This window comes from Roseibium sp., from assembly GCF_965216085.1.
Lineage (GTDB): Bacteria > Pseudomonadota > Alphaproteobacteria > Rhizobiales > Stappiaceae > Roseibium.
This window is the reverse complement of the sequence record NZ_OZ244138.1, coordinates 1,766,191-1,780,892: the sequence shown is the minus strand read 5'-3', so window position 1 is coordinate 1,780,892 and position 14,702 is coordinate 1,766,191. Positions and strand designations below refer to the sequence as shown.

At 54.8% G+C, this 14,702-nt stretch carries 11 protein-coding genes; 3 read left to right on the top strand and 8 right to left on the bottom strand.

Annotated elements, in window-relative coordinates; all coding sequences use genetic code 11:
• Positions 1 to 16 precede the first annotated feature (16 nt).
• The 7 genes from cckA to flgB form a co-directional block, all read right to left on the bottom strand.
• Entirely contained in the window at positions 17 to 2,569 is a 2,553-nt protein-coding gene (cckA, locus tag ACOOFE_RS08105) for a cell cycle histidine kinase CckA (RefSeq protein WP_420414489.1), read from the bottom strand.
• 152 nt (positions 2,570 to 2,721) lie between these two features.
• Positions 2,722 to 3,801 carry a flagellar biosynthesis protein FlhB gene (gene flhB / locus ACOOFE_RS08100; RefSeq protein WP_420414488.1) on the bottom strand — a complete coding sequence of 360 codons (1,080 nt, stop codon included), beginning with the start codon at positions 3,799 to 3,801 and terminating at the stop codon, positions 2,722 to 2,724.
• A gap of 9 nt (positions 3,802 to 3,810) precedes the next feature.
• Positions 3,811 to 4,584 carry a flagellar biosynthetic protein FliR gene (fliR, locus tag ACOOFE_RS08095; protein WP_420414487.1) on the bottom strand — a complete coding sequence of 258 codons (774 nt, stop codon included), beginning with the start codon at positions 4,582 to 4,584 and terminating at the stop codon, positions 3,811 to 3,813.
• Between the two features lie 12 nt (positions 4,585 to 4,596).
• Positions 4,597 to 4,869: a flagellar biosynthesis protein FliQ gene (gene fliQ / locus ACOOFE_RS08090; RefSeq protein WP_141185961.1), complete on the bottom strand. Its 273-nt coding sequence runs from the start codon at positions 4,867 to 4,869 to the stop codon at positions 4,597 to 4,599.
• Between the two features lie 51 nt (positions 4,870 to 4,920).
• Positions 4,921 to 5,235, bottom strand: coding sequence for a flagellar hook-basal body complex protein FliE (locus ACOOFE_RS08085; RefSeq protein WP_420414486.1), 315 nt, complete (start codon positions 5,233 to 5,235; stop codon positions 4,921 to 4,923).
• A gap of 41 nt (positions 5,236 to 5,276) precedes the next feature.
• Entirely contained in the window at positions 5,277 to 5,687 is a 411-nt protein-coding gene (flgC, locus tag ACOOFE_RS08080; protein WP_420414485.1) for a flagellar basal body rod protein FlgC, read from the bottom strand.
• 21 nt (positions 5,688 to 5,708) lie between these two features.
• Complete coding sequence (gene flgB / locus ACOOFE_RS08075) at positions 5,709 to 6,113, bottom strand: flagellar basal body rod protein FlgB (RefSeq protein ID WP_420414484.1); 405 nt, start codon at positions 6,111 to 6,113, stop codon at positions 5,709 to 5,711.
• A 420-nt stretch (positions 6,114 to 6,533) separates the two neighbouring features.
• On the opposite strand from flgB, the gene ACOOFE_RS08070 reads away from it, so the two are divergent.
• The 3 genes from ACOOFE_RS08070 (at position 6,534) to ACOOFE_RS08060 (ending at position 10,065) form a co-directional block, all read left to right on the top strand.
• Complete coding sequence (locus tag ACOOFE_RS08070) at positions 6,534 to 8,003, top strand: hypothetical protein (RefSeq protein ID WP_420414483.1); 1,470 nt, start codon at positions 6,534 to 6,536, stop codon at positions 8,001 to 8,003.
• 62 nt (positions 8,004 to 8,065) lie between these two features.
• Positions 8,066 to 8,767, top strand: a complete 702-nt coding sequence (gene fliP, locus ACOOFE_RS08065) for a flagellar type III secretion system pore protein FliP (protein WP_420414482.1) — start codon at positions 8,066 to 8,068, stop codon at positions 8,765 to 8,767.
• A 245-nt stretch (positions 8,768 to 9,012) separates the two neighbouring features.
• A complete protein-coding gene (locus tag ACOOFE_RS08060) occupies positions 9,013 to 10,065 on the top strand; it encodes a DUF2336 domain-containing protein (RefSeq protein ID WP_420414481.1) in 1,053 nt (350 codons plus the stop codon).
• Positions 10,066 to 10,390: 325 nt separating this feature from the next.
• On the opposite strand, the gene ACOOFE_RS08055 is transcribed toward ACOOFE_RS08060, so the two are convergent.
• Positions 10,391 to 14,620, bottom strand: coding sequence for a hypothetical protein (locus ACOOFE_RS08055; RefSeq protein WP_420414480.1), 4,230 nt, complete (start codon positions 14,618 to 14,620; stop codon positions 10,391 to 10,393).
• Positions 14,621 to 14,702 lie beyond the last annotated feature (82 nt).

Here is a 14,702-nt window from a genome sequence, read left to right as displayed (position 1 = left end):
ATTTAAACAACCTCTCCTATCCGTCTAAAACGTCCTTCACCGTTGTGGCCAGCTGCTTCAGCGTGAAGGGCTTTGGCAGGAAGAAGAACTTTTCTTCTGCCGGCAGGTTCTCCTCAAAGGCATCTTCGGCGTAGCCGGAGACGAAAATGATTTTAAGGTCCGGCCGGGTTTTGCGCAGTTCCACCAGGAGCGACGGACCGTCCATTTCCGGCATGACGACATCGGAAACCACCAGATCGACATCGCCGTCAACTTCTTCCATTACCTCAAGCGCCTCAGCGCCGGTTCCCGCTTCATGAACGGTATAGCCGCGCGAAGCTAGCGCCCTGGCGGCAAAGGCCCGCACAGCTTCTTCGTCTTCCACCAAAAGTATGGAGGCGGTTCCGGTCAGATCGGCGACCTTCTCCTTCTCAGGCTCTTTTGGATCCGGCTGCGGCTCTTCAACAACGGCTGGAATGTAGCGCGGCAGGAACAGGCGGAACGTTGTTCCACCGCCTACTTCAGAGGTGCAGAAAATGAAACCACCGGTCTGTTTGACGATGCCGTAGACGGTCGACAGGCCAAGCCCTGTGCCCTTGCCCACTTCTTTGGTGGAGAAGAACGGATCGAAAATCTTCTCCATAACATCCGGCGGAATGCCGTGACCGGTATCCTCAACCTCAACCAGCATATATTCGCCTGGCGGCATACCGCGGGTGTTCTCGAACTGCGTGGATTCTGTTTCCGAAACATTGCGAGTCGAAATCGTCAGATTGCCGCCATCTGGCATGGCATCGCCGGCGTTCACCGCCAGATTGACAATCACCTGCTCCAGCTGATTGAGGTCGGCCATCACCGGCCACAAATCGCGGCCGTGAATGACCTTCAGGTCAACTTTCTCGCCCAGCAAGCGGTCAAGCAGGATCGAGAGGTCAGCCAGAACATCGTTCAACTCTAGTTGCTGCGGCCGCAAGGTTTGGCGGCGCGAGAACGCCAGCAGCTGACGCACAAGACCAGCGGCCCGGTTGGCATTCTGCTTGATGTTCATAATGTCCTGGAAGGACGGATCGGTTGGCCGGTGGCTTGCCAAGAGCAAATCGGAAAAACCGATGATTGCCGTCAGGACATTGTTGAAGTCATGCGCCACACCGCCCGCCAGCTGACCGATGGCCTGCATCTTCTGGCTCTGAGCAAATTGGGCTTCCAGCGCGCGCTGCTGTGTGGTTTCCAACGCGTAGACGATCGCAGCTTCACCGTCGCCCTCGCCTTCTTGAACGGCGGAAACGTAGAACGTTGCGGAGCGCGGATCGTTGCCCTCCACAAGCGGAATGTCGACCGGCGCAATTTCACTGATGCCGTTCGCTGCTGCACTCAACGCTTTTCGAAGATTTTCGCGGCCGTTGTCCGCGACATAGGCTTCCAGTTCCGGTGCTTGATCGTCGTTATCAACGGCCCCAAACAACTTCAGGAACGGTGCATTGGTGCGCAACACCCGGCCTTCTTTGTCGAGGGAGGCAATCGCCATTGGCGTATTGTTGAAAAAGCGCGCAAAGCGGACTTCGGCTGCCCGCAACGCTTCTGAGGCTTCTTCGCCTCTCGACCTGTTGAGCACAAGGGTACGGCTATCCCCTTGGATGCCATTTTCACCGAAGGGAACACGGTGCAAGAGACGTACTGGCAAACCAAGGCCATTGCGCGTCACAAAATCAAGATCGAAAGTCTCGCTTTTGACCTCTCCGGCCTGACCTTTGACAGACCGGATCAACTCCGTTCCATCGCCGCGTACGATATCCGACAGATCCAGATCACCAGCATCAAACTGCGCCAGATCATAACCGAGCCAGTCGGCCAAGGTTGCATTGAGATAGACGATCCGCCCTTGAGAATCGGACGAAAAGAACCCAGCTGGCGCATGATCCAGAAAATTGATGACGCGCTGGAGTTCCTGGAAGGAGTTCTCCTGCTCCGCGCGGTCGCGGGTGATGTCCGCGATTTGCCAGACGGCCATGACCTTGCCCGATGATCCGTCGCCGGACACCTGCAACGGCCTGACAGAAACCCTATACCAGCGCGCTGCGCCGTCCGCGCGGCCAAGCGGGAACGGCATGCGGATTTCTTCTTGCGCCTTGCGGCCATCCCGTGTGGCTTGCGACAGACGGAAAATGGCATCTGTTGCGTCTGGATCGGAAGAAAACACCCGTTCAACCACACGAACATCGGCAGCCGTATCGGCGCCTGTGAGATCCGCATAGGCTTTGTTTGCATAAACCAGCCGGCCGTCTATGTCTGTAATGAGCGCGCCATCTTCCAGCGTGTCGACGAATGCGGATGCAAGCGGGTTGGCTTCGCCTGGCCTTGCGGACAAACGCAGAAACCCAATGGCACCGGCAAACAGGCAGAAAACACCGACGACTGCCAGGATCCCCAAAAGTGCCAGAATGAAGGGTTGCGCGACAGCACGGTCCATTACCGCAAAGGCAGCCGCAGCACCTGCAAGCACTAGCGCCAAACCAATTAACAACCCTATGTTTCCGGATCGCTCCGGCCGATTGATCATCGGCCCACCTGGCGCTCCGTCAAGGTCACTCATACATTCCGTCTCCTCGGCCCGATTCGATTAGTTGGGGCCGATCTTCAGCATTCTGTTGTTGGCCTATAATTTCAACTGATCTAAGGCTCAGTCCTGTTGAAATTCGCCAGCAAAGGCGTCTTCTCTACAATATTGTTACTTTAGCCGGTATTTCAGTTGGCTTTCCAAGCTGCCCGCTTGCGCATTCTGAAGACGAAGCCAATAACCTCGGCCACTGCCTTAAAGTGCTCCTCCGGAACTTCCTGATCAATCTCTACTGTTGCATAAAGTGCCCGGGCAAGCGGCGGGTTTTCAATAACCGGAACCTCACTGTCCTTGGCAACTTCTCTGATTTTCAACGCCAGCGCATCCGTTCCCTTGGCCAAACAAAGCGGCGCACCCATGCCTTCTTCATATTTTAGGGCCACAGCATAGTGCGTCGGGTTGGTAACGACCACAGTTGCCTGCGGAACGGCCGACATCATCCGCTTGCGCGAGCGTTCCATGCGCAACTGACGGATTTTGCCTTTAACCTGAGGGTCACCTTCGGTCTGTTTGAATTCTTCCTTGACCTCTTTGAGGCTCATCTTCTGTTTGTTGAACCATTTGTTCTTCTGGTAGATAAAATCCGCACCAGCAACAATGGTCATCACGGCCAGGATCGCAGCAAGCAACTGCAGGATCAGTATGCGGGCCCGTTCCAGGATAATCACCTCATCGGCGAAAATCATGATGTCCGCTTCGTCCTTATGCGGCCACAGCACGGCCACCATCAGTGCTCCAACCACGGAAATCTTGATCATGCCTTTTGCGAAGTTGACCAGACTGTCGACGGAGAAGAGCCGCTTGAAGCCGGACAGCGGGGAAACCTTCGATAGTTTGGGTTTGATCGTTTCGGCAGTCAGCAAGGGCTGGTGTTGAACCAGATTTCCGGCCACCGCCATAACGACCAAGGCAATCAACGGAAACCCGACGATCATGGCAACGGACTGGCCGGTATCCCGCCACAAAGCCTTGATCGCATATCCGTCGACAGGCATCTGATGCGCATGCTCCAGATAGCCCTTCATCAGTTTGCCTAGCGACTCTGCTGCCCCTGGCGCCAGCAAGGCAATCATCAAAGTCGCCCCTGCCAAAGCGAACCAAGTGCTGACTTCCTGCGATTTGGGAACGTCCCCCTTGTCATGAGCGTCTTTCAGACGCTTCTGCGTGGGGTCCTCTGTCTTTTCTGAGTCGTCGGTATCGTCAGCCATAACGCACCGTTACCCCGCGATAAACTTGCCGAGCGACTGCTGAACATGATCGAGATAGAACATCATCAGCGTCGTCAGAAGTACCATGAGAAGAAAGAACCCGATGGCGATATTCACGGGCATGGCGATAAAGAAGATCTGCATCTGCGGCATCAGTTTGTTGAGCAAACCGAGGCCGAAATAGAACACCAGACCAACAACCAGAAACGGCGCGCTCATGCGCGTCGCAACTGAAAATACATGCGCGACCGTCTCAGTCACGTTTTGCGAAAAATCACCGACCGGCGGCATTGATCCAGGTGGAAACAGCGAAAAACTGTCATGCAGCGCTGCAATCACCAAATAATGCGTATCGGTGACAAAAATCAGAGTTATGCCGATAATGGCAAGAAAGTTCCCGTAAAGTGCCCCTTGCTGGCCCTCGTTGGAAATGTCTGTTCCAAGCGCAAATGCCAAACCGGTTTGGTTGGCGATAATCACGCCGGCAATCTGAACGGCGGAGGTAATCAGTTTGGCACACAGTCCGATGGCTATTCCAATGGCGATCTCGCTGAAAAGAAGAACAGCCAAACGTTCTGGAGAGGCCACCAGATCGGCCGGATATTGCTGAGAGCCCATCGGATAAAGAACCAGCGTCAAAGCCAGTGCAATCGTCAGGCGGAAACGTGTCGGAATGGAGCTTTCACCGAGTGCCGGCAACAGCATGATCATCGTGCCCAGCCGCGCAAACATGAGCATAAACGCTGCGGCCACATCAGGCAGAAAATCAAGCTGGATGTTCATCTAACACCACCCCTAGACCGGCCCGGTGGTCAGGATCATTTCCGCAACACGTGACATAAACCCTTGAAGTACTTGGCTCATGAAGGGCAATGAAATCAAAAGCGTGACAAAAATCGCCAAAATCTTTGGAACAAAGACCAGGGTCATTTCCTGAATCTGGGTCAAGGCCTGGAACAGTGCAATGACAACACCGACCAGCAAACCAACGACCATCGTCGGCCCGGCAACCAGGATCATGGCCCAAACAGCAGCCCGGGCAAGATCAAGTACTTCAGCCCCAGTCATGACTGTCCTTTCCCGTGTCCCAATTTCTGGTTTCTGCGAGGCCCAACCCGATCAGATCGGCATCCGCATGATTTCTTCGTAAGCCGAGATCACCCGATCGCGGACGGCAACCATGGTTTCCAAGGCAACTTCGGTTTCAGCAACTGCGGTTACGACGTCTACGACATCCGCTTTGCCTTCAATCAGACCAACCGCTTTGTTGTCCGCCACGCGCCCCTGATCGACGACATTTTCGACAGCGCTTTGAACCATCTGGCCAAAATCCACTTGCTCGCGGACGGGCGCCGGATCCTCAATGGCCTTTGCCTGCTGCTGCAGTCGGGCCGCCATCTGATAGGCGTTGTTTGCAACTGACATCGTCGACATGGGCTTACTTCCTTATCAGCTTCAAAAGGCGAAAACGCGGCCTAAGCACGCAAGATATCGATCGTCCGCTGTAGCATTTTGCGCGTCGTTTCGATCACATTGAGATTGGCTTCATAAGACCGCTGCGCCTCACGCATATCCGTGGTCTCAATCAGTGTGTTGACGTTCGGCTGAAGCACATAGCCGTCCTTGTCCGCAGCAGGATGCCCGGGCATGTAAGTCGACTTGAAGTCTGACGTATCTTCCACAATCCGGCCGAGCTCGACCTTGTCAGCTCCCAGTTGCTTGTCGAACTCCGCTTGAAACGTTGGTATTTTCCGCCTGTACGGCTCTTCATCCGGGGTCCGGGCTGTTGAATTTGCGTTGGCAATGTTTTCTGCAATCACGCGCATCCGCCCGTTCTGCGCTTTCAAGCCAGATGCGGAGATAAAGAGCGATTTCATCAGATCCATGTCAGGTCTCTCCTAATCCGCTTAAGCACTCTTGGACAGGGCTGTCCGGATCAGGCCCAGTCCCTTTGTGTAGAGCGTTGTGGCTGCCTGATAGTCCATTTGGTTCTGCGTGATTTTCATCATCTGCTCTTCCAGATTGACCGCATTACCGCTTGGGGTGACTTCAAAACTGTCGCGGTTCTCGGTCTTGCCCCCAATATCGCCTCCCATCATCCCGGAGATATGCTGCTTAGAGGTTCGGTCGGTTGTCAGGCCGAAAGCTTCCCGGCCGATGTGATCTTCAAAGGAATAGGATTTCACATCGCGCGCGCCATAGCCCGGCGTGTCCGAATTGGCGATATTTTCTGCCAGCACGCCCTGCCGTGTCTGATGCCACTGCATCTTTGACTTCAGAGCCTGAAACAGGGGCAAGTCTGTAAAGGTCATCCGATTCACCTTTTGTTAACCTCACAGGCAAAGCTTGCCGAGCAAATGGTTAACGACTGGTTAACTATTCTTAACAAACACCCTCAAAAGCTTAACAACTCAGCAGGGGCGATTGCGTTTTCCGTGCATTTCGCGATTTACCGCGACCATCAACAGGCAAATTCTGCCTAGCTCTGTTAACTTTAAGCCTTGAAGAGATTCGGAACAGGGCATCAAGCGGCAGAAATTGCCATTCAAGCTCAATTCAGCGGACCAACCGGCGGCAAAACGGCAAGCAAACACAGACGCTTTTGGCGATTGGCAGGTAGCTGGATGAAAATCGGAATTACTGGGGATAACGGACAAACGCCGTCATCACGCACAAATTCCGCAATAAGACCTCCCTACGGCTTACGGCGTTAAGGATGGCGAGAGGATAAGATGTACAACTGGATTCAAACCAATTTTCAGGTTAGCGAAGGCTTGGCGCAGGGGCTGCAGCTGGTCATTTCACTGGCCGTCGTCCTGGCCCTGTTTGGATTGTTCATTTTCATCATCAAAAGACTGATGGGATCTAGAGCACCACAGTCTCGCGGGCGCCAACCACGAATCGCTCTGATGGACAGTGCCGCGATCGACAGCCGCCGCCGGCTCTTGCTGGTCCGCAGGGACAATATTGAACATCTCATTCTGGTCGGCGGACCAAGTGATGTTGTGGTGGAACAAAACATCATTCGCAATGCTCCGCTCGCCGCCGGGCAGCCTCGATCTGGTGCCTATCAAACACCTCAACAGGCTGGCTCTATCAAGGCACCAATGGCACCCGGACCAGACATCCCAATAACACCGGAGGACAGCGCCGCTGCTCCGCCCCCCGCCCCTTCCGCGCCAGATGAAGCACCGGTCCAATCAGCGCCACCCGCCCAGCCAAGCAGCCCAGCCGTCAGGCCTTCAACACCACCGTCAGCTCCGCAGGCAAGCCCTCCACCGGCACAAAAGTCACCGGCATTTGGCGGCAGTAGCCGGACATCAATGGGAGCTATGTCTGCGACCGGCATCAGCACCTCTTCCGCGAAGGAAAAGCCCCTGCCAGCTTCCAGCTTCTCCCAGCCGCGCAGGGAAAAAGCCCCCCCTGCTGAGCCGCGAGCTCATGCACCTGGACCAGCCGAAAGCACAACACCGGCAACGCCAGAAACAGCTAAATCAGACATTCCAGCACCGGCACCAAAAGCCAACAAAGAAAGCGACCAAACCACAAAGAAAGCCAGCCCCTTGCGCGCACTGACCCGGCCTTTTTCGCCCAAAGACCGGCCCTCTTACGGTTCTGGAAAGATCTCTCCGCCCGCCTCCGGACCTGCGGCCCGGGTCAAGACTGCCTTGGTAAACCCGTCTGACACCGACACTCAGCCGGGCCGTGTGGAACCAAAACTCGGTGGAGCAGGCCTGTCCGGTTCCGTTTCTTTCACGGATAAAATTTCAGCGGAAAGCAAAACGCCGGCCAAAGCTGAGGAGCCCAGCGCTTCGACGCCCCCCGCGCTCTCCGAAGAGAACAGTGCAAACAAGGATAAGGCCGATTTGACCGACGCCGTAGCGGAAGGAATTGAGAAGGAGCTATTCTCGGAACCGAAACCTGCGGCCGATGCCTCCGCGCCAAATTCCGGAGAAGCATCTGAGGAAAAGCCTGCCGATCCAGTTGCAGCAGCACCGGCGGCCGATCAGATTGATAGCCAAGAAAAGGCAGAACCGGAGGCGCCCGCAGAAAACACGGCAAAATCCGGAGATGACCAAAAGCCGGTTGGTAACACTGCCAGCTCAGATCCTGACTCGGAAAAGGGCATTGGCGACCGAAATCCAATCGAAGCAGAGATGGCGAAAATTCTGGATGAGTTGGGCGGACAGCCGAAACAATGACGTGTCGCGTTTGTCATATCAGTTTGCGTAGTTTTTTCGGAGCCGTCATTGCACTTGCCGGCATGGCCGTTTTTTTCGTGTCCCCTGCAAATGCTCAAGAAATCTCAGTTGGTTTTGGCGACGATGCCAGTTTGACGGAACGCGCTGTTCAGCTCGTCATCCTGCTAACGGTTCTGTCGCTGGCGCCCTCCATTCTGGTGATGGTCACCAGCTTCACCCGTATTGTCGTTGTTCTATCCCTGCTGCGCTCTGCTATCGGACTGCAGACTGCGCCGCCGAATATGGTCATGGTCAGCCTTGCGCTGTTCTTGTCGGCCTTCATCATGATGCCGACCCTTCAAACTGCCTATGACGAAGGTGTCCAGCCGCTGGTGGATGGCGACATTGAAATCAATCAAGCCTATGAGAGGGCCTCAGATCCGTTCCGGACGTTCATGCTGTCACAGGTCCGGGAAAAAGACTTGATGCTGTTTCAAGAGCTTTCAGGCCGCGAAGCACCAGAAGCAGAAGAAGACCTTGCAATGCCAGTCCTCATTCCGGCTTTCATGATTTCGGAACTGCGACGTGCTTTTGAAATCGGCTTCCTGCTCTATTTGCCGTTTTTGATCATTGATCTCGTGATCGCTTCAGTACTGATGTCGATGGGTATGATGATGCTACCACCTGTTGTCATCTCGCTACCGTTCAAGCTGATTTTCTTTGTGCTTGTTGACGGTTGGAATTTGGTAGCTGGCTCCCTCGTCAAGAGTTTCGGTGGCGGCTGAAACGCACCAAATTCCCCCTGCCAAACATTACCTTACGGCAATTCGCAACATCCCAGCCAGACTGTCTATCAGGTAAATTAGGCAGTACAGGCCACGGTAATCTTAATTGCCTTCGCTTCGGACTTTGTTCAGTGCACCCTAAAATCTGGATACCCGATGGCGAAAAGTAGAGAAAAATTAATATAGTATTTGAAATAATACGGAGCATTGCAGAACGCCCACTCCAAAAGAAGTTTGGTTTATAGGTGCTCATAGAACAACTTGAACAACTGGCGCGGATCAAAGAACCTGAAGCGCGCTCCAAATTGATCCGGACACTCGTTGGAGAGTATGCCCGTTCGGAAGATCATGAGCCGACTGAAAACGAGCGCGAGCTGTTTTCCCGGATCGTTCTGTCTGTTTTTGATCAACTCGACCGCAGCGCCCGGTACGAACTCGTCGTTCGCCTAGCCAAGACCGACCGGATCATTGCGGATTTGGCCGATCGCCTTGCGCAGGAAGATTTTGAGTTGTCAGAACCTGTGATTGAATCCTCCCCGGTCATCAGCCAGGAAGCCATGATGGCCATCGCCACGAGCGGTGGAAATGACAAGCGGTTGGTCATGGCACACCGGAGCGATTTGAGTGAAGAGCTGACAGACAAGCTGATTGCCAGAAGCGCAAGGCCTGTTGTGCATGCGCTGTTGGAAAACTTGGACGCGCCGTTTTCTGTACGCGGTGTCCTCGCCCTGCTCATCTTCGCCAATACGGAAGTTGAAGTTCTTTGCGGATTGGCCAAACGTGCCTTACGGGACAACGGATTTTTAGAGACCCAGATACAGATCCTTGAGACCAACTGCCCAATTTTCCCTGCACCGCTAAAGCGTGCCATTGCTGAAGAGACGCTGGAGAAGCTGGCAGCTCAGATCGGTGACATCAAACGCGGTCAGGATAACATCGAGATTGACGGCATTCTCTATTCCCGCCATGAAGCAAGTGTGCATATTGCAAATGGTGAACTGTCTTTCGACGCGATTTTGAGAACCCTATTTGAAGAGCAGCGACTCGACGCTGCAATCTGGCTGATCAGCCGTAAGATCAATCTGGCCGACGATGTCGTCTCTGATACGCTGAAATCTGACGCCGATGGCGCCATCATGCGGCTGATGCTGCAAACCGGTATCCATGAGAAAACTTACCGGGACTTCCTGAAAGCACGCAGTGAATGGCTGGACCGCAGCACCCGCGGTATTCCAGATCTTGTGATGCGGTATAAGGCAGAACTGAAGAAGCCTCGCGCCACGGCCACCGCACATTAGAGCCTGTCGCATCTCGTTAGTTTCATTTGACCATGACATATCTGATCACTGGCTAAGGTGGTCTGCCTGCGATGGTGTGATCACCATAAGCGCAAAATAACGACGCCAGTGACCAAATGTGTCCGGCCCTTTTTCTTACGCCTTTTGATATTGAAGGGTGCAAAAAGCGGCCCATCGTAAGCGTTGCGCCGCACGCACGATCAACCAGATCGCGTGTCGCGGCCGCGCCGAGCCGAGCCGAAGGAGCCATTTTTCTGTATCAAATGGGTCCAATTAGGTGCGACAGGCTCTAAACCGAACCTCAAATAATAAGTTTTTGGAGTTGTTATCCGGCTGGATCGGTTTCCGCAGGTGCTTCCGCACGGTTGGAACTGCGGTCAGGAGACATGTATTGGCGCCGGTATTCTTCCAAGAAAGTTTCCAGAGAGTCGATGTCAGCAAGCTGATTGGCAACCTCCAGGAACTCCACTCCTTGCGCCCGGATGGGCCGAGTAACCACTTCGAAAGCCAGAGCCTCTTGGCTGTCCGCCATTTTAGCCATGTATTTAGTCTGCAAGCGTTCCAGGCTGAGCTGATCGCCGGCCAACGAATAGGCGATACCCGCCCGCAGAATGTCGCGCCGTTCCTGGTCATCTAGCGGAATCTGGTCCGACCAGCGGGATCCATGCATGGCTTCCAGTTGCTCACCAGCATCCCGCCAGCTTTCGGCAGCCCAAAACGTGTCGGCCCGCAGCCGGTCCACATCGGTGCCCCGCATATTTCGGACAAGCTCAAGAGCAAGGTCCGGGCGGCCACTTTCAGTTAACGCCCGCGCTTCTACGATGTTGCGTTGGCGCTTCAGTGTCGAAGGTAGGCTCGCTTGACGGGTCCGGTTCAAAACCCGGAGCGCTTCTTCCGGTCTACGGTCCATCAGATAGATCGCACCAAGATCTGCCGCTATTTGAGCCCGTGCTGCCCCCTTCAGCCGATTGTCGACCTGATGCCGTAGAAGTTCTGTTGCCTGATCCAAAAGGTCCACTTCAACAAGGCGTTTGGCCAAAAGCCGGACCATTTCATCCCCGCGGCGGCCAATCGGTGTCAATTCCCGAAAATCGTAATACAGCGCCAACGCCTTAATCGGCTGCATTTCATCGGCTTTACCATCCAGGAACAGAGAATTGAACAGGGCGTTCATCTCTTCTTGGAGCAAGCGGGTTGTGTCGGAATCAGGCTCGGCCTGCACCGCTGACTTCATCGCCTCAAAAGCTTCGCGATACTGTCCGCGTTCCGCATAAAGCTGCGCCAAGAAGCGCAAGGTTTTGAGCTCGATTTCATCACCGCGCCAAGATGTCGACAGGCCAGCCAACTGATCTATGGCCTCATCGATCGTCATCTCGCCGTCACGGTAACGGATCCTCAGCGCCCGATATTCTGCTTCTGCCGCCCGAGGCCGGTCATCTGAGCGGGTTACAAGGTCAAACACGGTGAGCGCTTCTTGCGAACGGCCAGATGCATCTGCGACCCGGCCCCGCAGGATATCGTAGCGGGCAGCCTGTGCACGGGTAACTTCGGCTGGTTCAATCTCGGCCAAAATTCCGTTGGCAATGCCGAAATCGTTGGCCTCGACCATTGACTGAGCCGCAGCCAGTTTAAACTCGGTCTGGATCGATGTTGGATAGTTGCCAACGACTGCCCGGCCACGCGGCATCGCTATGCGAGCCTGTGTCCAATTGCCCAGCTGAACATCGACAATGGTTTGCCAGACCGCAGCATCCGGACTGTTTTTCAGATCCGGCCGATGAAGATGCCCATAAGCCTCATCCGGCCGCCCTGCCATTGTCAAAGCAGCTCCTTTCACAAGATTAAAGGAACTGTTCTCAGCCAGAGCAGGATCTTCTTCGAGCGCGAGGTTCATCAAACCCATCGCCTCTTGCGGGAATTGGTGCGCGAGATAAAACTTCGCCAACGCCATCAGCGGCTTACGGCGTTTGCCTTCGGGCGATTTGGTCAATTGGGATTGGAGTTCTTGAAGCCGCGACCGGTATGCCCCTGGGCCTTCAGTGCTCAAGGAAACAAATTCGACGGATCCGGTGTCTTCGGGATCAACAATTCGGCCCAATGTTCCGGTACCGCCTCGCAAGTGCCGGTTGGACAAGGCCAGGCCGCCATCTTTTTCGATGATGACATCATCGCCTAGGATTTTGATCTTCACGCCATCAGAGCGTGTCGCCAAAGCGATACCTTGCGCCGAACTCAAAGCTTCAAGATCGACAAATTTCTGAGGTTTCAGAAGCCCGCGCGGCGGTCCAAATCCGGTGACAAGGGAAATAGTATCGCCAACGAACGGATCGGTAATGCTTCGGATATTCTGCGGATCTTGATAAAGGACCCGCAGGATGGACCCGCCATCCCCGCGGATTGTCCGTTCCATTTTGAGCGGGATAGACGGCTCCAGAATTAAATCGCCAATGACCAGCGACCAGGCGTTTCCGTCCGCACCAACTGTCGCCAATACCGGATCATTCATGTCAAGGCGCAGGATCTGATAGTCGCCGTGTTGCTCAACATCGATGGTTTCCGCAGTTTCGGCCAACGCCGAGACCATCCCGCGAGTATCAATTGTCGCATCGGTATCAAAAACCAGCCAAATGCTATCGTTCCGCCGGAACACCGCACTCGAAACCGGTTCAGAAAATGGAAATACCACGCGGACCGTATTGCCAATACGACGGGCTTCCGCAGACACAAAATTGCGGGCTGCTTCGCCAAAATTCTCCGGAGGGCTCTCCGGTGATACTTTTGATCCGGCAGGATCCCGCCCCCCTGTGGCGCGCCAAACTTCAGGCGCCCGTTCTGGTTTGCGTGGCAACTGAATACCTGCAGGCACTTCACTGCTGCCAAAGCTTTTATTTTGGCGAATTTGCACCGGTGCCGGAGCAACGGGGACTTCGGGCTGCTGGGCATCGGAGCCTGTGCCCGCCTGTTTTAAAGTCGGAATAGCGTTTTCACGTTGCGGCGCCTCTGGCACCGGGTCGCCTATCTTCTGTTTGGACAAATCCAGCATCGGCGCTGGACGGGCAATTTCTTCTTCCGAAGGAGTTATCTCGCTCAAAGGCATCGCGCGCTGGCTCGCCTGAGCCAACTGGATCAGCTGAGGAGCGCTGTTCGCGCCGGGTGCTCCGTTTATCCCCGCAGCTCCCTGCTCGGCAGAACCTGGAATCGAAGCGGTCGTTTCCTCGCCATCTTCAAGCGCAGTTTCTGATGGATCTTGCGGTTCAGCAAGTACAGTTACGGGGACCGTTTCCGCTATCCGGTCTCCCACCTCAGAATCGGGCTGTGCAGAAACGACTTGAACCGGGGCTTGCCCGGTCCTAATCGGTTGCTGCATTTGATCCTGGTTCTGGGCAAACCCGAGTTCTGGCACCTTGCCCGGTTTATGTTTGGGCACGTTTTCGGCCAGAACTAATTCTGAAGACGTCCCATCAATATCACCGGGGCTGGGTAACAAATTTGCTGATCTGTCGCGAGCAGGCGCTGGTTCACTGCTATTGCGCATAGGCTGCGGCGCGCCACCTTCTGCTGCGCCTCCAAGTGGAACGGCCGTGAAGCCCGCAGATTCATCCGCCCGCGATTCCTTCAACCGGCCACCTCCGCCATATGACGCGGAGCCTGAAGGCGGCAGACCACGCGGATTGCTGACCTCACGCGTGTCCCGCAAACCAGGTGCGGTAATCATGTTCTTCCGGTTTTCGTTATCCGCGACCGAAAGCTCCTTGTTTATTAGAGCATTCGCCGGATCATTCGGTTCCATGTTCTCTGGAGTAACGTCGATGACATAGGTCTGCTCTTCACGGAAAGCCCGAATATCGACAGCAGGATCGACGCGCATAAGAAATTTCAACTTGCCTTTATCGAGGAACGATGTCGCGTCGATAACGCCAGGCGGCAGATGCGCCCGTAAGTGAGAAATATCCAATTGTGCCGGGTGATTGAAGGTCACCTTGATAATGTCGTTCTCGCGGACAAAGGCAGTATCGAACTTGATCGACCAGTCGAACACAAGCCGTGTAAACGTTGGATGTTCGCCAACATGCAACGTCACTTGCGGACCTTCCTGAGCTTTAAGCCGCGCTTGTTCAAGAGCACGGACCTTCCGCATAGCTGCCTCGGCCCGTTTGGCGAGCTCGCGAACCACGTCATCCGGAAGTCCAGGCGGCAAGCCCGACCAAGTCATCGGCAAAATGTCGATGAACAGCTTCTCACCGGCTTCCAATGTGTTGATCTGATATTGGCTTTTCAACGCAAACCGAATGGCCGCCCCATCGGGATCCCGGCGTGCAATCGTGACATATTGCGCAAGATCCAACGGCACATCATCGACATTCACATCGATCGGTTCTTGGAATGAAATCCGAAGTACACCGCCGGTAATGACCGCATCATAGGTCGGCAGCAGGGTCCGGTCCTTGAAGGTCAGGACAATCCGGCCAAAACCTTTTTCCTGAGAGACGTCCAAGTCAACTGGTTCGAGGGATTGGGCATAAGCAGAGACCAGCGGCAGGGTTCCAAAAAACATTGCTACGAGTAGCAGACCCATCCGTAAACACACAAAGGCCCTGCATTCGCGGAAATCTGCGAATGTCCCGGTTGCCCATGAT